Origin of the sequence: Lysinibacillus sp. CNPSo 3705 (genome assembly GCF_028674935.1) — a bacterium.
Lineage (GTDB): Bacteria > Bacillota > Bacilli > Bacillales_A > Planococcaceae > Lysinibacillus.
The window spans coordinates 59,455-82,964 of sequence record NZ_JAQZSD010000005.1 but is presented as its reverse complement, the minus strand read 5'-3'; the positions used below and the strand labels follow the sequence as shown (position 1 = coordinate 82,964).

The 23,510-nt window shown below is 35.1% G+C and carries 23 protein-coding genes and 1 pseudogene; 8 read left to right on the top strand and 16 right to left on the bottom strand.

Features of this window, described 5'->3' with window-relative positions; genetic code table 11:
- Positions 1 to 159: 159 nt before the first annotated feature.
- Both PVA17_RS03320 and PVA17_RS03315 read right to left on the bottom strand, forming a co-directional pair.
- Entirely contained in the window at positions 160 to 1,485 is a 1,326-nt protein-coding gene (locus PVA17_RS03320; protein WP_274066879.1) for an MFS transporter, read from the bottom strand.
- A gap of 220 nt (positions 1,486 to 1,705) precedes the next feature.
- Entirely contained in the window at positions 1,706 to 2,023 is a 318-nt protein-coding gene (locus PVA17_RS03315) for a winged helix-turn-helix transcriptional regulator (RefSeq protein WP_132357791.1), read from the bottom strand.
- Between the two features lie 161 nt (positions 2,024 to 2,184).
- Here PVA17_RS03315 and PVA17_RS03310 point away from each other — a divergent pair, with 161 nt between their 5' ends.
- Positions 2,185 to 2,577 carry a DoxX family protein gene (locus tag PVA17_RS03310; protein WP_132357793.1) on the top strand — a complete coding sequence of 131 codons (393 nt, stop codon included), beginning with the start codon at positions 2,185 to 2,187 and terminating at the stop codon, positions 2,575 to 2,577.
- 138 nt (positions 2,578 to 2,715) lie between these two features.
- On the opposite strand, the gene PVA17_RS03305 is transcribed toward PVA17_RS03310, so the two are convergent.
- From PVA17_RS03305 to PVA17_RS03295, 3 genes are all read right to left on the bottom strand, one after another.
- Entirely contained in the window at positions 2,716 to 3,582 is an 867-nt protein-coding gene (locus PVA17_RS03305) for an NAD(P)-dependent oxidoreductase (protein ID WP_274066878.1), read from the bottom strand.
- A gap of 329 nt (positions 3,583 to 3,911) precedes the next feature.
- Complete coding sequence (locus PVA17_RS03300) at positions 3,912 to 4,088, bottom strand: aspartyl-phosphate phosphatase Spo0E family protein (RefSeq protein WP_132357797.1); 177 nt, start codon at positions 4,086 to 4,088, stop codon at positions 3,912 to 3,914.
- A 92-nt stretch (positions 4,089 to 4,180) separates the two neighbouring features.
- Positions 4,181 to 4,369 (bottom strand): hypothetical protein, encoded by a 189-nt coding sequence (locus tag PVA17_RS03295; RefSeq protein WP_274066877.1) that lies wholly within the window; start codon positions 4,367 to 4,369, stop codon positions 4,181 to 4,183.
- Between the two features lie 124 nt (positions 4,370 to 4,493).
- Between PVA17_RS03295 and PVA17_RS03290 the strand changes: the two genes are divergently transcribed.
- The 3 genes from PVA17_RS03290 to PVA17_RS03280 all read left to right on the top strand — a co-directional run bounded on the left by PVA17_RS03290 (position 4,494) and on the right by PVA17_RS03280 (position 6,147).
- Positions 4,494 to 4,682 (top strand): YkvS family protein, encoded by a 189-nt coding sequence (locus PVA17_RS03290; protein ID WP_132357801.1) that lies wholly within the window; start codon positions 4,494 to 4,496, stop codon positions 4,680 to 4,682.
- A gap of 81 nt (positions 4,683 to 4,763) precedes the next feature.
- Positions 4,764 to 5,378 (top strand): CPBP family intramembrane glutamic endopeptidase, encoded by a 615-nt coding sequence (locus tag PVA17_RS03285; RefSeq protein ID WP_132357803.1) that lies wholly within the window; start codon positions 4,764 to 4,766, stop codon positions 5,376 to 5,378.
- Between the two features lie 64 nt (positions 5,379 to 5,442).
- On the top strand, positions 5,443 to 6,147 hold the full coding sequence (locus PVA17_RS03280; protein ID WP_132357805.1) for a hypothetical protein: 705 nt from the start codon (positions 5,443 to 5,445) through the stop codon (positions 6,145 to 6,147).
- Positions 6,148 to 6,526: 379 nt separating this feature from the next.
- Here the strand turns inward: PVA17_RS03280 and PVA17_RS03275 are convergent, their stop codons facing one another.
- Positions 6,527 to 6,973 carry a MarR family winged helix-turn-helix transcriptional regulator gene (locus PVA17_RS03275; RefSeq protein ID WP_132357807.1) on the bottom strand — a complete coding sequence of 149 codons (447 nt, stop codon included), beginning with the start codon at positions 6,971 to 6,973 and terminating at the stop codon, positions 6,527 to 6,529.
- 122 nt (positions 6,974 to 7,095) lie between these two features.
- Positions 7,096 to 8,574: a PAS domain-containing sensor histidine kinase gene (locus PVA17_RS03270; RefSeq protein WP_274066876.1), complete on the bottom strand. Its 1,479-nt coding sequence runs from the start codon at positions 8,572 to 8,574 to the stop codon at positions 7,096 to 7,098.
- Between the two features lie 197 nt (positions 8,575 to 8,771).
- Between PVA17_RS03270 and PVA17_RS03265 the strand changes: the two genes are divergently transcribed.
- Positions 8,772 to 10,511 carry a B12-binding domain-containing radical SAM protein gene (locus PVA17_RS03265; protein WP_132357811.1) on the top strand — a complete coding sequence of 580 codons (1,740 nt, stop codon included), beginning with the start codon at positions 8,772 to 8,774 and terminating at the stop codon, positions 10,509 to 10,511.
- A 435-nt stretch (positions 10,512 to 10,946) separates the two neighbouring features.
- Here PVA17_RS03265 and PVA17_RS03260 read toward each other — a convergent pair whose 3' ends face one another.
- The 4 genes from PVA17_RS03260 to PVA17_RS03245 all read right to left on the bottom strand — a co-directional run bounded on the left by PVA17_RS03260 (position 10,947) and on the right by PVA17_RS03245 (position 17,908).
- On the bottom strand, positions 10,947 to 12,302 hold the full coding sequence (locus PVA17_RS03260) for a TrkH family potassium uptake protein (RefSeq protein WP_132357813.1): 1,356 nt from the start codon (positions 12,300 to 12,302) through the stop codon (positions 10,947 to 10,949).
- 107 nt (positions 12,303 to 12,409) lie between these two features.
- A complete protein-coding gene (locus tag PVA17_RS03255) occupies positions 12,410 to 13,171 on the bottom strand; it encodes a TerC family protein (protein WP_274066875.1) in 762 nt (253 codons plus the stop codon).
- 580 nt (positions 13,172 to 13,751) lie between these two features.
- On the bottom strand, positions 13,752 to 14,837 hold the full coding sequence (locus PVA17_RS03250) for an SDR family oxidoreductase (RefSeq protein ID WP_274066874.1): 1,086 nt from the start codon (positions 14,835 to 14,837) through the stop codon (positions 13,752 to 13,754).
- 17 nt (positions 14,838 to 14,854) lie between these two features.
- Complete coding sequence (locus tag PVA17_RS03245) at positions 14,855 to 17,908, bottom strand: efflux RND transporter permease subunit (protein ID WP_274066873.1); 3,054 nt, start codon at positions 17,906 to 17,908, stop codon at positions 14,855 to 14,857.
- Between the two features lie 469 nt (positions 17,909 to 18,377).
- Here PVA17_RS03245 and PVA17_RS03240 point away from each other — a divergent pair, with 469 nt between their 5' ends.
- Both PVA17_RS03240 and PVA17_RS03235 read left to right on the top strand, forming a co-directional pair.
- The gene (locus PVA17_RS03240) at positions 18,378 to 18,884 is read left to right on the top strand and encodes a DinB family protein (RefSeq protein WP_274066872.1); all 507 of its coding nucleotides are present in this window, start codon (positions 18,378 to 18,380) and stop codon (positions 18,882 to 18,884) included.
- A gap of 329 nt (positions 18,885 to 19,213) precedes the next feature.
- A pseudogene (locus tag PVA17_RS03235) lies at positions 19,214 to 19,441 on the top strand (transposase); the annotation flags it as partial.
- 175 nt (positions 19,442 to 19,616) lie between these two features.
- Here PVA17_RS03235 and PVA17_RS03230 read toward each other — a convergent pair.
- The 5 genes from PVA17_RS03230 to PVA17_RS03210 form a co-directional block, all read right to left on the bottom strand.
- Complete coding sequence (locus tag PVA17_RS03230; protein WP_274066871.1) at positions 19,617 to 19,958, bottom strand: hypothetical protein; 342 nt, start codon at positions 19,956 to 19,958, stop codon at positions 19,617 to 19,619.
- Positions 19,959 to 20,093: 135 nt separating this feature from the next.
- Positions 20,094 to 20,483 (bottom strand): barstar family protein, encoded by a 390-nt coding sequence (locus tag PVA17_RS03225; RefSeq protein WP_274066870.1) that lies wholly within the window; start codon positions 20,481 to 20,483, stop codon positions 20,094 to 20,096.
- 90 nt (positions 20,484 to 20,573) lie between these two features.
- A complete protein-coding gene (locus tag PVA17_RS03220) occupies positions 20,574 to 21,035 on the bottom strand; it encodes a hypothetical protein (RefSeq protein ID WP_274066869.1) in 462 nt (153 codons plus the stop codon).
- A 163-nt stretch (positions 21,036 to 21,198) separates the two neighbouring features.
- The gene (locus PVA17_RS03215) at positions 21,199 to 21,798 is read right to left on the bottom strand and encodes a histidine phosphatase family protein (RefSeq protein WP_274066868.1); all 600 of its coding nucleotides are present in this window, start codon (positions 21,796 to 21,798) and stop codon (positions 21,199 to 21,201) included.
- A 202-nt stretch (positions 21,799 to 22,000) separates the two neighbouring features.
- Complete coding sequence (locus PVA17_RS03210; protein ID WP_274066867.1) at positions 22,001 to 22,402, bottom strand: hypothetical protein; 402 nt, start codon at positions 22,400 to 22,402, stop codon at positions 22,001 to 22,003.
- 277 nt (positions 22,403 to 22,679) lie between these two features.
- Here PVA17_RS03210 and PVA17_RS03205 point away from each other — a divergent pair, with 277 nt between their 5' ends.
- Positions 22,680 to 23,252 (top strand): DJ-1/PfpI family protein, encoded by a 573-nt coding sequence (locus PVA17_RS03205; RefSeq protein WP_274066866.1) that lies wholly within the window; start codon positions 22,680 to 22,682, stop codon positions 23,250 to 23,252.
- Positions 23,253 to 23,510 lie beyond the last annotated feature (258 nt).

The window sequence follows — 23,510 nt, the reverse complement described above, 5'->3', positions numbered from 1 at the left end:
TCAACTACAATTTAATTTAATTTATAATTCAATTGTATCATAGGCAATACATTTCTCCTACTTGCTTTTTCCAATTTTATTTTGAACATGGGTTGCTTTCATAACATTGGGTTGATTTCCATTCTAACAGGGCGCTTAACTAGGCGTGCATACGTTTTTTCAAATACCATCCCCAACTTTTGGGCCATTAACTTTCAGATGTACCAATAGGCCAATTAGCGTCATCACAATTAATGTCGATAATGCAACACGACTTGCTAGCGTTCCGTAATCTTTCATCCATAATGTGACCGTTCCATAAACTGCCGGCCCAATAATGGACGATACTTTACCCGAAAATGCAAATAAGCCAAAAAACTGACCCCTTTTGTCTTCTGGAGACAATTCAATAATATATGTTCTAGATGTTACCCACATGGATCCTAGCGATACGCCAAACATACTACCTGCAAGCCAGAACATCCATTGCTCTGTCGCAAAGACAGCAAATGTTAAAGCGACAATCATTAATAGCGCTACCATAGTAATCGCACGTTTGGCTCCTATCGCTTTTGTTATATAACCAAATGTAAAAGAGCCTATAATAGTTGAAACCGTAGACACTAAGTAAAGCACGATAAATTGACCCGATGTAAAGCCAACAATCGTTGTTGCATATACAGCCATCATTGCAATGGTTGTTGCAATGGCATCATTTAAAAAGAAATAAGCAATCATAAAGGTGAAAATAGTTTTATATTGCTTCATGTCTTTAAAGGTTTGAACAATTTCCTTATAGCCATCTAAAAATTTAATAGGCTTGCGCTGAGACCTTGAAATTGGTGTATCCTTATTAATAAAAAATAATGGCAAAGAAAATAACAAATATAAAATTGCAGTTGGAATAAATGCTCGATGGAATCCACTATTTCCTACATACAAATAAACAAGTAACCCAAGAATTGTACCAAGATATCCAATCGCTACCCCATAGCCAGAAATAAGGGGCATTTCTTCTTTTGTCCCTAAATCACTCATCATTGCATCATAGAACACTAGACTTGAATTAAAGAAAAATTTTGCAATGATAAAGCTAACTACAACTAAAAATAAACTAAGTGGCACACCTGAATAATTTGTTGACGTCTGTAGATTCGCAAAAACCCCCATCATAAAGGTGGCAAAGATTGAGATAGACGCAAACCACACGATAAATCTCTTTTTATACCCCGTATTATCTATCCATACACCAAAAAGTGGTGAAAAAACGACGAGAAAAAAGCTAGCAATGGCATTCGCATAAGAAATAAACGTGCTTGCCACCTGCTGCATTACCTCATTGGTCCCTAAAATTTCATCCATATAAAAAGGAAAAAATATAGTATTAATATTTGAAGAAAATATTGTATTCGCAAAATCATAAAATGCCCACGATAAAATTGGCAGTGATAAATAAAGAGCTAACTGGCTCCGATGCTGTGCATTTACTACTGAATTCCGCTTCATAAAAACCCCCTCCCCATTCTCTATAATATTAAATAAATTCCCTTATGTAATAAAAAATACCTTTTGTTTAAAGAAAATTTACACTATTTACAATATACAATTATTTTTAATTACCTAACACTCTAAAGTAAACGAATCTTAGCCTTCTCTGTGGAATACAAAAGATTACATCTTCAAAATAAAAAAATATCCAAGCCCCCTCGCTTGGATATCCTTTTTACTATTTTTCTATATCTACCCACGTAGACGACCATTTTTCAATTGCTTTTAGGACCGGCGCAAGTGCATGTCCTTTTTCTGTTAGCTCGTATTCAATCACCACTGGTGTCGATGGAATAACAGTGCGTTTCACAATGTTCTCTATCTCTAATTCTTTTAATCTTTCCGTTAACACGCGGCTGCTAATACCCATTTGTTTTTTAATGGTTGAATACCGTTGAGAACCTTCTAATAACTGATAAATAAGCAGGGTATTCCAGCTATGATTTAATATTTTTAGCGCCCTTTCAAATCGTGGGCAAATTTTTTTTTGATCCAATTTTACCTGCCTCCTAAGTACTTCGTTCATATATAAGAGTATATCATTTTTCCGAAAATCAGTTTTAAAAATAAAATTAAGTTACTTGACAAAAGTTGTTTTTAAAAATAAACTAAGTTACGAAACGTAAGCAAAAAAACACAAAAGGAGTTATTTAAACTATGCAAAATATTGGTTCAACTATTTTACGTGTGGTGCTTGGCTTTATTTTTGCCGCTCACGGATATCAAAAATTTCAAGGTGGTATCGGCTTTACAGCTGATTATTTTGATGCCATTGGTATTCCAGGCTTTATGGCTTATATTGTTGCCATTATAGAATTAGTCGGTGGCGTTGCAATTATTCTAGGTTTAGGTACAAGACTTTTTGGCGCTTTATTGACAGTGACTATGATTGTTGCCATTTTTACGGCGAAGCTTAGTGTTGGCTTCATCGGTGAAAACGGCTTAGCTGGATATGAATTTGATTTAGCTTTAGCTGCAATTGCTTTATACTTCGCACTTGCAGGAGCATCTAGTTTTTCTTTAGACGCAAAACTTTTTCATAAAGAGTAATGTTTCGTAGTTTACTATTTTCTGTGTGTTAGTGAGCTGCCTCTTTATCAAATGAAAAACCCGAAGATCCATCCTTTCATAAGATGATACTTCGGGTTTTCTAAAATTTAAAATTCTTCGTTCTTTATAGTCAGTATTTTATTGATACGCCTTTAAAAGAGCCTGTGTACCGCTTTCACCATAGCCTGCTTCCACTAGCTTTTCATACATATCATAAGCAAGTGCTAGACCTGGTAATGTAATCCCCATTTTTTTAGATTCGTCTAAAGCAATTTTCATATCCTTTACAAAATGCTTTATATAAAAACCTGGTGCATAATCTTCTTTGATCATACGAGGTGCTAAATTACTTAATGACCAAGAGCCTGCTGCACCAGATGAAATGGATTGCAATACTGTTGGTAAATCAAGCCCAGCCTTTAAACCGTAAGCAAGTGACTCACACACACCTATCATTCCTGAAGCAATAACTATTTGATTACACATTTTAGCATGCTGTCCTGCACCAGCTTCACCTTGATAAACAATATTATCACCAAAATGTTTCATAACTGATAAAACTTTATTAAATGTAGCCTGGCTACCTCCAACCATAATTGATAATGTCCCATTTTGAGCTCCAATATCTCCTCCAGAAACAGGTGCATCTAGCGCTTCCACTCCAAGCTTCTGGGCATGCTCAAAAATTTTCTTTGCCAATGTTGGCTCGGAAGTGGTCATATCAATAACAATATTGCCGGATTCAGCTGTTTGAAATAAACCGTTTTCTCCAAAATAAACTTCCTCTACATCTGCAGGGTATCCAACCATTGTAAAGGCAATTTCCTTATTTTTAAATGCCTCTGCTGGAGTACTTGCCCATTTTGCACCTAGCGCTAAAAGCGGCTCCGTTTTCTCCTTTGTGCGTGTGTAAACTGTCACCTCATGACCATCTTTTAATAAATGCTTTACAATACTAGCACCCATAACACCAGTGCCGATAAATGCAATACTCTTTTTTCCCATATGTACATACTCCTTTGTTATCCAAGCTATCGATTCTACGTAACCAATCATTAGCACTTATTTTCATCATTTAAGTGTAGTCTAATAAGTGCGATAATTCAAACTCCTTTCACTATCTTGTACTAAATGCCTTTTGCTGGACAACCGCCGAAAGAAGTTAAATCCATTTCGCATAAAATAACGATAAAAAAAGAGAGCAAGTGATGGGGTATCACTGCTCTAAAGGGGGAAATGAGAATGTTGCTGTGTTCAAAATAAGTTTTCTCCAAAAAAATACTTTTTAAACATATTATTTAAAAAGTTTATATTCTAAATACGGGAACATTCTTTCAATCTTCTTGATCTTCTTCTTCTTCAAATGCTGTCTGTCTATAATAAGTATTCATTAACTGATCTAATCTGCGACTCAGTTGAATGGTTTTTGCATTTTGTAATCCGTTCTCTACACCTGAGCGAATCATCATCTCACGAGTTTGCTCCATTTGTTTCAAGAGTAGATTGACCATTCATACAACCCTCCACACACAAATAATCATACCATTATTATACATTTATATTTCATTTCTTACAGCATTAACTTACGACAATGTTCGACAAATTAGCTTCTTGCAACTTCTTGATAAGTATAGATTACGCGTCCATTTTGTTTGGCTTCACCTCTAAAATGTTTAAATAAAGGATGTTTTACAAGTACTTCTCGAAACTCATAAAATTGTTCCTTTTCTATTTCTATACTATGTAATTCCCCATTTTGTAATTGTTTAAGCATATTTTCGTATTTTTCCATTTTTTCTTTTCCTCACTTCTCAATATTTTGTGTAATAAATTATGAATTATTCAAAAAAAGCTTTACGTTTTCCATTTTTTCATGCAAACTGTATATTATTAGTCGATGAAGGAGCTGACTGTCTGTGAAAATAGCTGAAGTTGGAAATATTATCGAGTTTAAAGATGGCTTACAAGGTATAGTAGAAAAAGTAAATGAAAATTCGGTGATCGTTGATTTAACATACATGGCGAATTTCGATTCTCTTGAAATTGAAGAAAAAACGGTCGTCAACCATAAACGTTACAAAATTTTATATACAAACGAGGCTTAATAGTCTGAATAGTCCCTATTTGTCTTTATAGATGATAAGGGGCTTTTTTTTTGATAATATTAAAAGCATGGAGGTCGAATAATGCTTACAAATTCGAAACAAACAATAATATTGCTCCTTTCTTTATTATTCGTTTATGGCATGCTTGCATATACCTTTGCTAACCAAGCTGTATTTTGGTACCTATATGCATTTACTTTACTTGTATGTATCGCCATTGCCATTTTGGCAGGTAAAATTGAAGATCAGTTACCTACCTGGAAATTTTTACTTTTCGGTATTGGGTACGGTACAATAACATACGGTATTATACGCTTTGGCTATTGGCTTGCACCATACATTAATGATTCATTAGTACAGTCAGTACAAAAATTTTTAACAAACTATGGACCACAAAATATTTGGCACTATATTTTACTCGTATTCATTGTTGCAATTGGTGAAGAGATCTTTTGGCGTGGCTATGTTCAACAACAGCTGAAACGTTTTATGCGTCCTACTTTTGCTGTTATTGTAACTGCGATATTATGTGCAATCTCTATTGCATTAAGCGGCTTTATGCTTGGTATGATCGCTGCACTTGTAACAGGCCTTATTTGGGGCTTTTTATATGAATGGCGTAAAAGTATGCCACTTGTTATTGTAACCCATGTAGTTTTTGTACTACTATTATTTTTAGTGTTACCTTTAACATGATAACATTAAAATTTGGAAACATTTTATCTTTACTAGCGTTTAATTAAGAAAGGGAGGGCTTTTCATGCAAAAAAAATTATTTTCTGTACCGGCATTATTACTAACAGCTGTTTTAGTTGTAGGATGTAATACTTCTGAAACAAAGGATTCTGATGCTCAAAAAAATGAGCCATCAAATACACCGACTGAACAGCAACAACCATCATCTAAGGATACAACTGTAGATGAATCACAAGAAACGCCGACATCAAATGAAACAAATAAGGATAATAAAGACAATAAAGACAATACAACTAAAAAAGAACAAGAAGTTAAATATGTACAAAAAGGTGTAGACAAGACTGAAAAAGCAACGGAATCTAAAAGTGCTGATCAAGACTATAAAGTGCACCAACTACCTGGATTTACACTTACCCCAGAAGAACCAGGTAAAGACATGTTAGTTTTTAAAGACAATCCTAATGTATTTATGCGTATCGAATCTATTGATGCGTCACAAACAAAATATGAAGATGCAAAAACATCTATGCAAGATTATATGAATGCTGTTGGTGAACCATCATCTTTATCTTCTGAGGATCTAGCTGCATTTAAAGATGTTAAAAACATTGAGGGTTATGTTGTACATTTTAAAGAAGATAAAGAAAAAGTAATCGGCGTTGTTTTTGAAAAAGACGGTTTAATTACAAAACTAACAATTCACGATAACGACGAATTAGATTTAACAGATGCTATGCTTAAAATGGCAGCAACTATTGCTAAAAAATAATAATTCAAAAAAGACTATAGACAAACTTGTTTGCTCTATAGTCTTTTTTATGTTGGTTGTGTTATTTTTTCAAAAACTTGTTGTCGACTAATGCTGCTATGTTTCGTTTAGAAATTATAGCAAGAAGCTCAACAGGTTCCAACTATTAACGTTCTACTTTAACAGAGCCTTTATTTTATTGTAGGGCTGATTTTCGTTCCTGCAGGCGTTAGGAACGATCACGTGGGCTTTAAAGCACTCAGGATACTTAGTCCTTCGCCTGTGCTCGCTCCCGCCTTATCTATGACGCAAATGATGTAAGAGGGATTTGTTGGCGTACAATTTAACTTCTTCCAAAACAACAAAAAAAGTTGCCTCAAACTCATTGAGACAACTCTTTTTAATAAGATAAGTCTTTAATAGACAGGCCTAATTTTTTTAATAAGGTGATAGCTTGGTCTTTTTCTTCAACAGATAATGCACTCATCAATTCATGTAAATGCTGTTCATGCTTTGGAAATAGTTCTCCCATAAATGCTTCACCTTTGTCTGTTATTTCTGCATAGGTAACACGGCGATCTGATGGACATGAGACACGCAACAAATACCCTCTTTTTTCAAGTTTGTCAATGACATACGTAATAGACCCACTAGCTAGCAAAATTTTATTGCCAATTTGCTGTAATGGCTGTCTTCCTTTATGATAAAGAAGCTCTAATACAGCAAATTCAGTAGGATTTAATCCATTGTCTTGAAAAAATTGATGGGTCATCTCATTAATCGCTTTATGTGCACGTGATAATACTATATATAATTTTAAAGATTGCTTTATATCTTCTGACGTCATATCCTTTTCCTCTCAATTCGCGTTTTATACATGCCATTATAGCGACATTAGAAAAGCATTGTCAAAAGCAATATTTGATTTTAAGTTTTTCACAGTAGTTTAATTTACCACTCAGACGCTTTTTATGTTACTAAATAAGCAGAATCTTTCGTGGAAACATCCATTGTATCCATCTGATTAAATGTGTATATCGGGAATTGCAGGTGGAAGCATGTACCCTTCTGTAATTCACTATTCACACCTATTACACCTTCATGCTCCTCAATCACCTTTTTCACGAATGCAAGACCTAGTCCCGTCCCTGTTGATTTTGTCGTGTAAAAAGGTTGGAATAAGTTTTGAAGGGTAGCACTGTCCATACCGACACCTTCGTCTTTAATCAGTAACTCTACAATCGCACAGTCACTAACATTCATTTCTACTGTAATCGTTCCACCATTATTCATGGATTCCATCGCATTTTTAATAAGATTCATGAATACTTGCTTTAAACGATTCTCATTGCCACCAATGTATACTTGTGTAGAAGGAGAAATGTATTGAATCATAACATTTTTCATAAGCGCATCTGGAAGCATAAACTCAATCACTTGCTTTACAATGTGATCTAGCTCTAATAATTCTACTTTCATACATGTTGGCTTGGACAATACTAAAAGCTCGGATAAAATTTGTTCCATCCGTTGAAGCTCACTATCGATGACAGATAAATACATGCGTGACTCTTCATCTGCATTTAGTTTTAGCAATTCGGTAAAGCCCTTCAAAGAAGTTAATGGATTACGAATTTCATGGGCGATACTTGCAGCCATTTGACCGACAACATTTAAAGCTTGTTGATGTTCAACTTTATGTTGAAGTTGTTTCTTTTCTGTTTCATCATTAATGACTGTGACAATAATATTGTTATATTCATCAAAGATACTCGAAATTTCATAATAGCAAGGGCTAGTAACTATAGTTTCATCAACTACATGAATACTTGCATGCTTTTCGCCCATCAGTTTAGAAAGGTATGTTGTAATTTGACCCTTCTTCAATGTAAATGCATCGAATATGTGCTGATGTGCCTTATGAAGTAGCAGCGATTTTTCGGTTCTTAAAAACATTTCAGCATACTTATTTAGCCCAAGAATTATCCCGCTAGCGTCACTTATAATAACAGCATACGGTAAGTGATCATAAGCATTGAGAGATTGTGATCTCTCCTGCTCTTGACTAACATATAATTCATGAGCTATGTCATTATTTAACGTTGAAATTTGCGCAACAATTTCCTCTGTGTTTGGATCATAAAAACATTTGAAGGACATCATTTCATACTCATTACCATTTGTTTGAATATTGAAGATTTCTTCTGATCTTAAATCATTTTCTAATTGTTTAACGAATTTCGCCCATTTTAAATTAGATGGCTCGTCCATAGTTAAATAGCCAATATACGTTGAATTGAGATTAAAAAGTTTAATAGCCGTCTCATTCACGTTTAAAATTTTCCCTGCTTTATTAAGAATAAGTGTTGGTGACGAAGTACTTGTCATAAGATTTCCAAAACATTGATTAATATCATTTTGCTTCAACTTTCTCACCGAACCTTTCAAAAGAGTAAAAACCTCTTAATCGAATTTTGAGCCTTTACTATACTTTATGACTGCACGAATCTATTATTACAAAATTTAGTAAATTTAAGTATAAAAATTATTTCACGAACTGTTCACAAAATAAATAGGTAAAAAGGATTATATTGTATGACAGCTACTTGACTGTTACAATTAGAAATTGAAAGGAAGATTATTGCATGAATACTATTTTAACTACTTTAAACGCAAAGTATATTCACACAAATTTAGCATTGCGTTATTTAAAAGGTGCAGCTTTACCAGAATTTAATCCAATTATTGCAGAATATACAATTAAAGATCCTGCTTTTAATATTGTATCAGATTTATTCCAAAAAAAACCTGATATTGTAGGATTTAGTTGCTATATTTGGAATATTGAAGAAACTATTCACGTCATCAAAATGTTAAAAACTGTCTGTCCAAATGTTAAAATTTTGCTCGGTGGTCCTGAGGTTTCTTATGATGCCCACCATTGGTTACGTAGAATTGAAGAGGTTGATTTCATTGTTATGGGTGAAGGAGAAACCTCCTTTAAACAGTTACTACGCTATTTGCATGGAGAAATTGCATTAGACGATGTTCCAGGGATTTGCTACTTAGAGGATGGTAAAGTACGCATTCACGCACAAGCACCCAAAATAGATTTACGTGAGTTACCAAGTCCATTTCGTTTTGAAGAGGACCTCCCTCATCTAAGCAAACGAATTCAATATATTGAAACAAGTCGAGGCTGTCCATTTAGCTGTCAATTTTGTTTATCTTCTATTGAAGTAGGTGTTCGGTATTTCAACCGAGAAAAAATAAAAGAAGATATCCGATTCTTGATGGACAATGGTGCACGTACTATTAAATTTGTCGACCGTACATTTAATATAAGCCGCAGCTATGCCATGGAAATGTTCCAATTTTTAATCGATGAACATAAGCCAGGAGTTGTATTCCAATTTGAAATTACGGCAGATATTATGCGTCCTGAAGTTATCCAGTTTTTAAATGATAACGCCCCTAAAGGTCTTTTCCGTTTTGAAATTGGTGTTCAATCAACGAATGATTTAACAAATACTCTTGTAAAGCGCCGTCAAAACTTTGAAAAGCTAACACGGACAGTGACGATGGTCAAAGAAGGTGGAAAGATTGATCAGCATTTAGATTTAATCGCTGGTTTACCGGAGGAGGATTATGCAAGCTTCCGTCAAACCTTTAATGATGTTTTCGCAATGCGACCAGAAGAATTACAGCTTGGATTCCTTAAACTGCTGCGCGGTACTGGCCTTCGTCTAGAGGCTGAAAAATTCGGCTATACGTATGTGGACCAATCTCCTTACGAGATTTTCTCCAACAATGTCTTAACGTTTGATGATATAGTACGCATTAAACATGCAGAGGATGTACTTGAGAAATATTGGAACGATCATCGTATGGATCATACAATTGAATACTTAGTAACTGAAGTATTTGAAACACCATTTGATTTCTTCCAAAACTTCGGTACTTATTGGGAAACAAAAGGTTGGTCTCGTATCGGTCATCAGCTTGAGGATTTATTCCGTCGTTTATTAATGTTTTTAGAAACTGTAGAGGGTGCTAATTTAACGATCATTCAAAGTCTAATGCAACTAGATTATTTAATGGCACAGCAGTTCCAGCCACGTAAATTATGGTGGAAGGAGCGCCCTACAGAGGAACAACAGAAAGCACTTTATACGGCCTTACGTGAAAACCCTGCAATTGCAGGTGAGGAATTCGCCAGCTTCAATCTATCTGAAAAAGAGTTGTTTAAACATACCCTTATTATTCCGCACCATGTAGATTACCAAAATTTCTCGAATGGCAAAATTGTACAAAAAAATGGCTATTTATTAACCTACTTCCGTCACGGTCAAGCACCATACTTTGCAACAATCCACTCTATATAATAAGAAACGCTAGTCCTTTAATAAAGTTTAGGACTAGCGTTTTTTTCATCTATTTAAGCGAGCATTTTCAAATTTTCCAGTAACCTAAAATGACCAATTCATTTGTGTCGTTGTAAGTAATTACCATAACCTTAAGACAATCAACAAATATTCTATGCGCAGTACAATTATCCTAAAAAAGTTTAGTACGAAATTCTCAACCCGTCAACACCCTAATATTGTAAAAATTACCTATTAATTAATCGTAATAACCAGGAAAAAACAATTTAAAATTTTTCGACAATTTTGTGGCAACGTCCGTTTTTTCGTCAATTAAACAATCTTTGACACCTTTTATGCGTAGATTTCCTACTGACGTAATCTCTAAATTTCTCAGTTTTTTAATCGGAAAGAATAAAAAGAGCGGAATTAGCTCTTTTTTATTCTCCTAGTAATTTACCCAATAATTACCCGCTCTTTAGGATAGTGATAAGTAGATTTTTTTCCTCTACCTCCGCCACCTAATGTGTAAAGGAAGGAAATTAAACCGACACGACCAACAAACATTAAAATCATAATGATAATTTTGCCAACTACCGATAGGTCGGAAGTGATTCCTAAAGACATCCCACACGTTCCGAACGCTGATGTAATTTCAAAGATTATTTGAATGAGTGATGCGTGTGGCTCAGTAATGAGTAAAATAATTGTCGCAACTAATACCATAAAGAATGCCAATAAAATAACAACAAACGAGCGGAATACATCAATTAAATGTATTTCACGTCCGAATACTTGAATATCCTCTCTTCCTCGCGAAAAGGTAATTAGGAATAATATAGCCATGGCAAAAGTTGTTGTACGTATTCCTCCACCAACTGAACTTGGCGAAGAACCAATAAACATTAAAAAGCTCATAAAAATATCTGTCGCTTCACTAAAGGTTGTGACATCATACGTCGTAAGTCCAGCTGAACGTGTTGAAACAGAATGAAACATTGCAGAAAACAAAGCCTCATGCCAAGACATTCCCTTAAAGGAATGGAATGATTCAAGCAATAAAATAACGACAGCCCCTACGACAAATAAAATTGCATATGTAGAGGTAGTTATTTTTGTAAATAAACTAAAGCGGAAATTTGCGTGGCGATTTAATAAAAAAGTTTTCACTTCAATCAATACTGGGAAGCCTATCGCACCAAGCACAATTAACACCATTGTTATCAATTGAACAAAGTAATCGTTATGAAACGGAAGTAAGCTCATACCCGTAATATCAAAGCCACCATTTGTAGTAGCTGAAATGGAGGCAAAGACACCATGAATCAAGGCTTCTTCGAAAGTGTCAAAGTAGTTAGTAAAGTGCAAAGTTAAAATGAACGCACCCATCACTTCAATGCCGATTAAGATTTTCAATATTTCCCGAATTAATTGAACTACCCCTGACAAATTGTATTGATTATGATCGATCATAATCAATTGACGCTCACGCATACCGATTTTTTTCCCAACAAGTAACCACACAAAGGTACCAAGTGACATAATGCCAATTGCACCAAGCTGTAAAATAACAAGAACCATCACGAGCCCGAATGTGGTATAGCTTTCAGATATATTGAATGTTGTTAAACCTGTTACACTAACTGCACTTACTGCAGTAAACAAGCTGTCTAATAATGAAACTTTAACACCTTCTTGATGAACGCCTGGTAGCAGTAGTAACAGGAAGGAAATAGCTATAGCTATAAAATAATAAGAGACAAGTACCTGAAAAGGTGTAACAAGCCTATTCTTTGATCTTTTCCAGGGCACTTTGACAACCCCTTCCTTATATGATGCCAAACTCGATAGATATTAGTATAGAAAAAATACATCAAAAAAGAAAGAGGAATAGATACGACTATTCCTCTTAAAGATCATTAAACTTGTTTTTTATGACGAACTCCTACTATATAACCTACTAATGCGATGGCCACTAATACAATCCAGAAAGTTAACTCCCACACTGTAGAATGCGGGAACTCTGCAGGTAATATGCCCACCTTCTCATGTGACAAAGTCAACACAACAAGCTTCACGCCTACCCAACCTACAATTAAAAACGCAGCGGTCTCAAGTGAGGGGTAGTCATTTAATATTTTCACAAACCATTGTGCCGCAAATCGCATCATTATAACTCCGATAAACCCTCCAAGTAACATGACCATGAATTGTCCACCATTGATGCCACCTATATCAAAGTTCCCTACATGCGGTAAAGTTACAGCAATGGCAACTGCAGCAAGCATAGAATCAATAGCAAATGCAATATCCGCTGCCTCAACCTTAAGCACGGTCATCCAAAAACCAGCGCCCTTTTTCCCTACTTCATCGTTAGATTCTTCGTTTGAATCCCCTTTATGACGCAAATCATATATATTTTTGGCAGACATGAATAGTAAATAAGCTGCTCCCAACGCTTGAATTTGCCAATAATTCACTAATACTGTAATGACAAAAAGTGCTGAAAATCGAAAAATTAATGCGCCAAATAATCCATAAAATAATGCCTTTTTTTGTTGTTCTCGTGGTAAGTGCTTCACCATCACAGCCATTACAACTGCATTATCTGCTGCTAATAACCCTTCTAATACTACAAGTACAATAAGTACCCAGCCGTATTGTAATAAAATTGATTCCATTCATGTGCCTCCTCTAAAGCTCTGTATACCCAAATTATCATTACTATACGAGTACAAAAGAAAAGACCTCTGCCCCTATAAAAGGCAAAGGTCTCGCTAAGCAAATAAATACTAGTCGTTGAATACTGCTAGTTTAGAATTATTCGCTTATCACACCCGATGGTAAAAAACCACGTCATGACGAATGTGAATCCAGATACTTCGCTCGTACCTGTTAGCTACTCCCCTTTGACAAAACGTCGAAGGTTTATTTCTTCTGAAAACTTATTATAGCACTATCATATATGAGTGGCAAAATTATCTACCCCATTTTTAATCTACAATAACTCTATGTTTATCGCAAGATCAATAATAGCTCGGCATTAATTGCATCCGAAAAAGGCTTAGTTCTAGCCCTGTAGATGTTTTTTGTGCGAAAGCGCAGCGTCAGCAAACTGCTGCAGGTCAATTAGCGGTTTTCGCATGGATGCGATGATTTTGTGACATCCGCCGGAGGCTTTAACTTTTTTCAGCGGGTGTTTGGACACCAGCTGAAGAGAATGTAAACATCGATTTCTATCACCGTCCTCTAATTGACGCTTCATTTTATTTGAATTCGATAGCTTTTATCGTCTTTATGCGCTAAATAAAAATCAATCATTCTAGGCATAGTCAGTATAAAATCGGGACATACAATACTACCCTTTTTCAAAATAGTAACTGCTTCAGATGTATCGAACTTAGCATTCCAAGCTAAGTAGTCTAGAGTTTCTTGCTCAACGCCTAGATATTTTCGAATAAATGGTATTTGTAAAGATGTTCTTGCTAGTATTAACGGTAATCGCCCTTTAGGATAATGATTCGTTAATAATTTTACCATCGTACGATACACTTCCTGCACAGGATGAGGATTTGGGTCCGTTAGATGCAAAGTTTTCCCTTCAGCACATTTTTCATCAACGAGATAAGTCGAGGCATTTATAATATAATCCACTGGTACCACATTTATTGTTGAAGTTGATCGCCCAATATACGGGATAAAAGGAAGGTACTTTAACTTATCTACCATATTTAAAAAGAAATAAGGCCCATCGAATTTAATCGTTTCTCCTGTTTCAGAATGTCCACGTACTATGCCAGGTCGAATAATTGTCAGTGGTATTTCTGATTTCAAATCTTCTACTCGATGCTCAGCTTCATATTTTGTTTCTTCATAATAATTCTTAAATGCGGGCGGGCGAATTAGTTCATTTTCACGCAAAACACCTTCGCGGGTTCCAGCTACATATGCTGTACTAAAATACATATAGCGTCTTAAGTTCGGTAGTGTTCGAACAAAATCATTGACCATCGTCGTACCATGCACATTTACCTTCCACGCTAGATCGCGTGGTACTGCTAAATCATAAATAGCAGCTAGATGCCAGAGCACCTCAATTTGAGGGACAATGTCCTGTACGGCTTGATCTTCAAGACCGAGATTCGGTAATGTAATATCTCCCTCTACAATGCGAATAGAACAGTTTGGAAACTCCGCTACTATTTTTTCTCTTTCTAAATTTGCTTTAACAAATTCACCGGCTAAAACAATAGCGATGACTTCCTGTGATTGTTTTTTTCGAAATAACGCACGTATTAATTGACTTGAAATAAAACCTGGAAAACCTGTAAAAAAATGAACCCCCATTTTCATCCCCCCTGAACTTACCGCATCTTCCTCGTTTCTTTATCCATTAAGCTATAAATAATCGGTACAATATATAATGTCAACAAAGTTGATGTCACAAGTCCTCCGATTACTACAACTCCCATTGGCTGATTCATCTCTGTTCCTTCACCAATACCAAGAGCAAGTGGTAGCAATCCTAAGATTGTTGTTAGTGCAGTCATTAAAATTGGTCGAAGTCGATCTTGTGTTGCCAGTAAAATCGCATCATACGTCTCCATTCCCCTAGCTTTTTGTTGATTAATATAATCGACAAGTACAATCCCGTTATTCACAACAATTCCAACTAGTACTAAGATGCCTATAACAGATGTCACACCAACTAACGTGTTCGTAGCAAACATTGCAATGGCAACGCCAATAATCATTAATGGTACTGTGAACATGATAACGAATGGATATTTGAATGATTCAAATTGAGCAGCCATTACGATATATACAAGGACTATTGCTAATGCCACGGCTAAAAGCATATCATTAATCGCACTATCGTAAAGCTCACGATCTCCACTAAAGACAACTTGAGTTTCAGTTGGTAATTTCGCTTTTTCTAATACTTTGTCCACTTTGGCTGAGATACCTCCGAGCGATTCCTTCGTTTCATACTCGACAAAAAATGCAACCGCTGCCGCCTGATCAGAACGTCTTATCGATACTGGTCCTTCTTGGACAGAAACTGTAGCAATGTCCTCTAGCTTTACAAATAAACCTGCAGGTGAACGAAGCTGCATCGATTTTAATGACTCGATACTATCATTAAACACTTGTCCAAAGCCTGTATAAACAGGCAATACAGCACCATCCTCTGCCATTATTTGCGTAGTTAGCTGCCCCTTCGTCATTTGATTGACCGTTTGAGCAATTTGTGCGGGTACAAATCCGTAGTCCTTCGCCTTTTCTCGGTCTACTTCTACTTGAATTTCTTTTACAGTAATATCTAAATCCGTAGATACTTTTGTGATGGCTTTTACTTTTAAAAGCTCCTGCTGTAATTTATCAACAGAGCTTTGAAGTCTTTGCTCATCAGAGTCTGTTAACCTAAACGTTAATGTATTTGGTGACGATCCTGTTGTCGTTGAGACATTAAAGTTGATTTCAACTTGTTCACCTAGCTCTTTATGCAAATCTCGCTCAACCTCTTCTACAAATTGAAAAATTGAACGATTCCTATCTGCTAGAGGAACAAGCTTTACATATAGTTCTGCTTGGTTTGCACTTGTTTGTCCCCGTGCCTGTGCCTGTTGCGTACCACCGATTAGGCTAACATATACGTCAACATCTTGCTCCCGTTTTAGGCGTTCTTCAATTTTCGCTACAACTTTTTCTGTTTCTGATACTGCTACCCCTTTTTCTAGATTTACACTAATGGAGGCAAACCCTTCATCCGTTGGAGGTAAAAACTCAGTACCAATTTTCATAAGCCCAAACAACGCAAGTCCAAAACAGACAACTGCTGATATTAGTACAAGCATACGGTGACGCAATACCCAAATAATTGATGCTTTGTAGCGTTTGTAAAAAAATGACTCATTACGTTTTTCGTAAATATTCGTAGATTTCATTTTTAAAAGACGACTTGCAAGCATTGGGACAACTGTTAACGCAACAACTAAAGAAGCAATTAAGCTAAAGGAAATAGTTAATGCAAATTCTGTGAAAATTTGTCCTATTAAACCTTCAATAAACATTACAGGAATGAATACTGCAATCGTTGTGAGAGTGGAAGCAGTAATCGCAAGTGCCACTTCCTTTGTACCTTCCTTCGCTGCTGTTTTCGGATCCTTGCCAAGTCCTAAATGTCGTTCAATGTTTTCAATAACAACGATAGCATTGTCAACCAACATACCGATGCCAAGTGCTAACGCCCCTAACGTCATAATATTGAGCGAAAAATTTGCAAAAAACATTAAAACAAATGTAACAATCACTGAATATGGTATCGCAATGCCAATGATAATAGGGCTTTTCACACTACGTAAAAAGACAAATAATATGAACATTGCAAATAATCCACCTAGAAGTAAAGAAGATCCGATATTACTAATGGCTAAATCCACGTAGTTCCCTTGGTCCACTAGTACGTCTGCAACGATTCCTTGATATTGCTTCTTTGTTAATAATTCATTTAAAGCTTCTTTAAAAGCTTTTGAAACCTCTGCTGTATTAGCACCTGATTCCTGTAATACAGACATTAATACCGCAGCATGCTCATTTGCTCGTGTAGTAGTTATGGATTTTTGTTCCACGCGATCAACAGTCGCTACTTCTCCTACTGTTAATGCTTTACCATCTAGTGGATTTACTGAAATGATTAAATCCGCAATGCTTTCAGGCGAATTTATAGTGCTTAAAATACGTGTCGTTAACATCTTTCCGTCTGCCGTTAACACCGGCTCACCAGGAAGAGAAACATTGTTCGATTGAATAATTTGAATAATATCTGCTTGCGTTAATCCTTTTTCAACTAGCTTCGATTCATCTAAAGTTATTTGAACTTCTTCCACCAGCTTACCAGAAATATTGACGCTTGCGACACCTGCTGTTCGACGGAGTTCTTTTTCTAACGCTTCCGCCAATAAACGTACATCTATATTGTCATTTTCCGCACGTAGTGAAAGTTGTATTATAGGAAATTGTGATGGATCAAACTTTAAAAAGTTAGGTTTCTCTGCATCATTCGGTAAAGGGGTCATATCGATGCGTTGTAAAATATCGAGCTGAGCATCATCAATATTAGTTGACCAATCAAACTCGAGTATAATTAAATTGGACCCTTCTTGCGAGGTAGACTGTAGTTTTTTTATCCCTGGTAAGGTGGCGAGTGTTGTTTCTAAGGGCTTCGTTATTTTCTCATTAACCTCTGTTGGACTTGCACCAGGATAATTGGTAACAACGATGCCTATAGGTGGACGTAATTCTGGAATAAGCGTAATAGGTATTTTCAATAATGAAACGCCACCTAATATAATGACTAACAACATCGTAACTATTGTAAAAACAGGCCTTTTAATAGAAAAATTACTAATGTTCATTATTACAAGCTCCTTTTAATCTCTTCCTTTCTATAATACCCGAACAGGAGAATATTTTATAAATTTGGTAACCTCTCCATGTATTATAGGTTTAATATATAGCACAACGCGAAATTAGGAGATGTAATTTGTTATAACGTATACCCTATTTAAGTTGATTGAAGACTCCAAAAGCGTAACGGCACCTACCAAGCGTTCAGTCGGAATGGAAATCAACCACACGTTATGATACAGAACTTTATATTTCCTAATACTGTATATATTCTACATAAAGCTCTCATTTTCCTTGTAAAAAAACACGAATCGCAACTCTGTAAAGTTAAAGACAAGTGAATGTATTATAAATCCGTAAAAACGTTCGTGCATACATATACATAATTTATCGTGCATAATAGTTAAAGGATTCGTTTCGATGTATGGAACACCATACATACTATTGGAAAAAACATCAGGATCCAGGAGGTATATAATGAAAGATACGCTTGAACTATTTCGTTACCATGTTTGGGCTAATAAAAGAGTTTTTGAACATTTAAGGAAACTTCCTGATGATCTGTACCGTAAACCACTAAATAGTGTATTTCCTACGATTGGCGACGCATTAGCACATATCTATTCTGTGGATAATACTTGGCTCAGCATAATGTCCCATGAAAGTCCTGAGGACATCTATGCTGCGATGACAAGTTCACTTGAAGAGGTAAAAGATGCCACGCTTAACTCTTTTGAGGCTTATTATGCTAAAATTGCGGCTCGATATGAAGAGTTTATCTTGAACCACCAAGATGATTTAGAGGAAATATCTGAGTATCCGCTTAAATTCGGTGAGTTGCGGGCTAATTACAAAGATCTCGTTAGGCACGTGGTTAATCACGGTACATATCACCGTGGTAATATTACCGCAATGCTCCGACAAATGGGTTATTCCGGTGTTTCCACAGACTATGGATTTTACCTTTTTGAACTAAAGCGGTGAGCACTCCTTCGGGAGTGTTTTTTTGTAAAGGTCGTTTTCGATTTGTTGCCGACAGATTTTCTCCCGTATTGTCTTCCCATTTCTAATCATCAAATATAAATGTTGAATGAAGTGTGCCCGTCTATGATATCCGTACATTTAACCCTTAGCTTACCTGTCTTAAACAAACCTGCTTCGTCAGTTCAATAAAAAAAGAGCTGCTATGCAACTCAATAATCTTCAAGTAAAGCACCCCGTCGTATTATAAGGTCAGCCAGAGTAATCTGGTTGACTATTTTTCATTCAATTTATAGATTGATAGTAGCCGGGGTCGAACGGAAGCACCCGTGGGACTAGATCCCAGTGTGTTTGAATCAGGTCGCTTTAAAGGCACAAAAAAACACATTACTAAACGTGGCTCGGCTAGGCTTCGCCACATGCTTTATACAGCTGTTCGTTGTTCTATTCGGGATAGTCGGAAAAAGAAAACAACACCTGAAACTATCGCACGAAATAAGCTTTTACATTGGATTTATGCGATTTTAAAAACGAAAACACCATTCCAAGAAACCATGTAGTGCCAGAATTTTCAAATACAACAAAAACCTTCCAAATCGAATTCGGAGGGTTATTTGGTTTGCGCTTTTTAGTATAGCATGAAGTGTTTTTTAATTTAAAAGATTTTTATTGACAATCTATTAGCTGGTTTAGTTTAAGTGTAATACTTAACAATCTTATTCAATTAAGGTTGTTTTAATCATCTAAATCATATAAATAAATTGGGTTTATACACTCCAAAATGGATACTATTGCGTTATTGTATCCGGACATTTTCTCAATTTCTTTTTCGTCTTTATATTCTTCGTTTTCGAACTGTACTTTAATTTGGTTTATTATTTTTAGGTATTTACTTATAAATCCGTTCTCATCCATATGTTTAACATCCACCAGCATTTCATTATAAGCTAAGAGTTCACCCTCATTGGTATATTGAAACTCAGTTTTATCATAAATGGTATTTGTATTTGTAAAATGTATCTTCCTTTCAATAATATCTACCAACGTAAATTGGTTCAGTTTCTTATTATCGTTCATAATTATCCCTCTCTTAGTTTAAGACTTAGTTTAAGTATCATTTTATTTTAGATTTTCAAATATCCTGCCCCGGAGTTTAAGCAGAAAAAAGCTCTACTCCTTATTGAAGTAAAGCACCCGTTACTTTAATAAGAATTATTCCAATATCAATGTTACATTTTCGTTATCAAGGATTATTTCTTTTATTGTGTCAAATATAGTTGGACCCTTGTTCATTTTCGCATCCTTTATTTCTTGTAGTACATATTTCACATTACTTGGATGGCATCTTTCCAAAGTTTCATTGAGCTTCATTATTGTTTCTTCATATCCTAAATCGCTTTTAGATTTATCGGAATTTCTCCAAATAATTGTATATTCTTCCCTATATTCAATTTCACCAAAACCACCACGCAAAATATCATTAAATGCATCTAGGATTCCGTTCCACTCAAACTTTCCAGAAAGAACAGCTCTTGAAAACTCCTTACAAAATTCATTAAAGTTTGAAAAGTTATTCCCATCTACAACAAAAACTTTATTCATTTTAACCACCTTAAATGTATAGTATGACTTCCCCGCTGCAACATCTTGTTTAACGCTTGCACCCTTTAGTTCAACAGTATTTTTTCTTTATTATTTTTTCTTTATTATTTCTATTGAAGTTTCATCAATTCCAGTAATATTAGATATTGATTTAAATTCAATTCCCTCTTTTAATGCTTTTCGTACAGTTGTTATGTTTTGTTTTATTTCAGATATAATATTATTTATACAAAAATGGTCAACAACTAAATAATCATCTGATACTTCCCCATCCAAGTTGAATTCAATGGAGTATGTTCCAATTTCTGTACCAAAGTAAAAAAAATTCACAGTTAAGAACACAAATGCTTCAACCCTTGAGAAGCTATATTTTAATTCAATGAATTTTTCTTCAACACTAATAAATTCTTCGTACAACTTTCCGTTAAACGTGTCTAAATAGTCATATTTATCTTCTTCACGCCATTTCTTAAAACTTTCCCAAAATCCCTTAATTGTTCGATTTTTTGCATCGTGTTTTCGTTCCCATTCAAGTAAGGTTTTAGCGTTCAAATCAACCACCTCTTTTTATTACTCTATACTTCTTCTTTGGTTAGTAACAAAACGTCTCCATTTGTTGGAGAAACGACCCCGCTCTAATTTCTTTCCATAGAATACTTTACCTATCAAATCTTAACAATGTATTGCCTTATTTTATATATGTAATTTTTCCCTCTCAACTAAACTGCTCCGTTTGCTGAAAACTATTTTGACTTAGAATTGTAACCCCGCCTACTGATGAAGAAAAATAAGCGTTAACAATCATTTCTGGCTCAAATTTCATCCACCAAGCAAGTATATAACCTAAAGTTCCTCCGTGAGTGACAATCATTAGATTTTTGGTCTTTTCAGATTCATATATCCTATCCATACAACTACAAACTCGACTATAAAATTCTCGCCAGCTTTCACCATCTTGAAATTCCTGATAATCTAAATCAAATCCATTTCTTGTTCTTGGATTTCTATTTTCTCTTGCCCAATCCTTTGTCTCTCCTGCCGCAACACCAGTATTTATTTCACGCAGACTTTTATCTTTAATAACATCTAAACCTAATTCTCTACCTACTATTTCTGCTGTTTGTAACGCTCTGAGTAAGTCAGAAGAATACAGAACATAATCATCATTACTATCTACCAATTCTTTTAATTTTCCGCCTAATGTTTTTGCTTGTTTTCTACCAAATTCAGTTAAAGGAGTATCAGTCCATCCACCTGACATATTATTAATATGATGCTCCGACTGACAATGCTGTATCAAGATAATCTTGCCCATTCAATTGACCACCTTTATGAAATTTTTACTGCTTTCAATGTTATTTTACTTCAACTATCCTGCCCCGTTTGTTGAATAAGAAAAAGATGGGATCTCTGTGGAATCCCATCTTTAAGTAAAGCACCCCGTTAGCCATCCATGTCGCGTACAATCAACACTACACCACAGAAAATGAAAGATTATTTCGTTCTTTCATGGGAGTTTAATTTAAAATTACAATTTCTTTTGCAGAGCATTGTGGTATTGCTGGTTGAATGCATTTGCTAAGATTAGCTCTTAATTTAATTTTTGGCTTTAAGTTCTCAAAACGAACAGTTTCTTCATTTTTGTTAGAAATTTTAGTGTTCTCATTCAAAAAAAACCACATTTGTTCTGCTCTTTCGTTTCCTTTCTCTGTTAAGTCTAATAATACTCCTTTATTCTCACTACTAACTTCGGTAACAATTCCTTCAATATCATAATTTTCATTCGTTATCTCATTCTCGGTAGTTTCATTTTGTTTTGAGATATTATCATTGTTATTTTCCGTTCCACTGCTTTGTTGACACCCTAATAAACCATTTGATAAAAGGGTTAAGGACAAAATTAGAATAATTTTTTTCAATATCATCACTCCCTTATATAATTAAAATTCGTTTTAATAGACTTATTCCCCTTCTATCTTTATTTTGCTAAACTGCACCGTTAGTTGAAGAAGAACAGCTACGCTTATTAAACAATCGCGCACGATTCTTGAAGAAGCTACTGCATATTTCTCCGTACTGTGAAACACCAGTTAAATATAATAATTTTGAATTTTTAAACGGCCTAAACTTCCTAAGTATCCCTGAAATGATTATAATATAGGTGTTTTTAATATTATAATAACGGAGGGTTAAGGAATGAAAATTGCAATAGTCTGTTTCGATAACTTTACTGATATAGATGTTTTTTTACCATGGGACTTATTAAATCGTGTACGACTAGTTGGTGGTATTTCGAATTGGGAAGTCCAACTATTAGGAACAGAAAAAACTCATGTATCTATGTCTGGCTTACGTATACCAATGACAGGAAACATATCTGAAATCCCCTCTGCTGACACAGTAATAGTTTCTAGCGGTAAGGGTGTCCAAGATTTATATAAAAATCAACAATATCTTGATAAAATTCATCTAGATCCAAATAAACAATTAATAGGTTCTATGTGTTCCGGTGCACTAATACTAGGAGCAAAAAAATTGTTAACTGGCAAAAAAGCTACTACATATCCATCCGTAGTGGAGCAGCTCAAAGAATTTAATGTAGATGTAATTGAACAAAGTTTCGTAAACGAAGGCAATATCTCGACTGCTGCGGGTTGCTTTGCTGCGCAAGATCTATCAGCTTGGATTATAAGAACCCTAATTAATAAAAGAATGGCTGACACTGTACTAGAAACTGTTCAGCCCGTAGGCAAGGGGTTATACTTTTAAATTTGCAATCAAGTCAGAGTTCTATTTCTGACTTGATTTTTCTTTTACTTTTTACAATGAATATTACCTTCAGCCTTTATTTATCAGTAACTCCATTTTGAAAAAAGATTGATCAAAATGGAGTTAATCTTTCTAACTAAGTATGAGATTTTTATAAAAAAGTTTGATTAATTAAATGAGCGTTATTCAACTAAACTGCACCGTTAGCCATCCATGTAGCGCAAAAACCAGCGCTACACCACAGAAAATGAAAGATGA

What these genes read in the sequence shown, in the direction of transcription:
- PVA17_RS03320 (WP_274066879.1), bottom strand. Translation starts at nt 1,485, where the DNA reads ATGAAGCGGAATTCAGTAGTAAATGCACAGCATCGGAGCCAGTTAGCT.
- PVA17_RS03310 (WP_132357793.1), top strand. Translation starts at nt 2,185, where the DNA reads ATGCAAAATATTGGTTCAACTATTTTACGTGTGGTGCTTGGCTTTATT.
- PVA17_RS03305 (WP_274066878.1), bottom strand. Translation starts at nt 3,582, where the DNA reads ATGGGAAAAAAGAGTATTGCATTTATCGGCACTGGTGTTATGGGTGCT.
- PVA17_RS03300 (WP_132357797.1), bottom strand. Translation starts at nt 4,088, where the DNA reads ATGGTCAATCTACTCTTGAAACAAATGGAGCAAACTCGTGAGATGATG.
- PVA17_RS03295 (WP_274066877.1), bottom strand. Translation starts at nt 4,369, where the DNA reads ATGGAAAAATACGAAAATATGCTTAAACAATTACAAAATGGGGAATTA.
- PVA17_RS03285 (WP_132357803.1), top strand. Translation starts at nt 4,764, where the DNA reads ATGCTTACAAATTCGAAACAAACAATAATATTGCTCCTTTCTTTATTA.
- PVA17_RS03280 (WP_132357805.1), top strand. Translation starts at nt 5,443, where the DNA reads ATGCAAAAAAAATTATTTTCTGTACCGGCATTATTACTAACAGCTGTT.
- PVA17_RS03275 (WP_132357807.1), bottom strand. Translation starts at nt 6,973, where the DNA reads ATGACGTCAGAAGATATAAAGCAATCTTTAAAATTATATATAGTATTA.
- PVA17_RS03265 (WP_132357811.1), top strand. Translation starts at nt 8,772, where the DNA reads ATGAATACTATTTTAACTACTTTAAACGCAAAGTATATTCACACAAAT.
- PVA17_RS03255 (WP_274066875.1), bottom strand. Translation starts at nt 13,171, where the DNA reads ATGGAATCAATTTTATTACAATACGGCTGGGTACTTATTGTACTTGTA.
- PVA17_RS03250 (WP_274066874.1), bottom strand. Translation starts at nt 14,837, where the DNA reads ATGGGGGTTCATTTTTTTACAGGTTTTCCAGGTTTTATTTCAAGTCAA.
- PVA17_RS03245 (WP_274066873.1), bottom strand. Translation starts at nt 17,908, where the DNA reads ATGAACATTAGTAATTTTTCTATTAAAAGGCCTGTTTTTACAATAGTT.
- PVA17_RS03240 (WP_274066872.1), top strand. Translation starts at nt 18,378, where the DNA reads ATGAAAGATACGCTTGAACTATTTCGTTACCATGTTTGGGCTAATAAA.
- PVA17_RS03230 (WP_274066871.1), bottom strand. Translation starts at nt 19,958, where the DNA reads ATGAACGATAATAAGAAACTGAACCAATTTACGTTGGTAGATATTATT.
- PVA17_RS03225 (WP_274066870.1), bottom strand. Translation starts at nt 20,483, where the DNA reads ATGAATAAAGTTTTTGTTGTAGATGGGAATAACTTTTCAAACTTTAAT.
- PVA17_RS03215 (WP_274066868.1), bottom strand. Translation starts at nt 21,798, where the DNA reads ATGGGCAAGATTATCTTGATACAGCATTGTCAGTCGGAGCATCATATT.
- PVA17_RS03205 (WP_274066866.1), top strand. Translation starts at nt 22,680, where the DNA reads ATGAAAATTGCAATAGTCTGTTTCGATAACTTTACTGATATAGATGTT.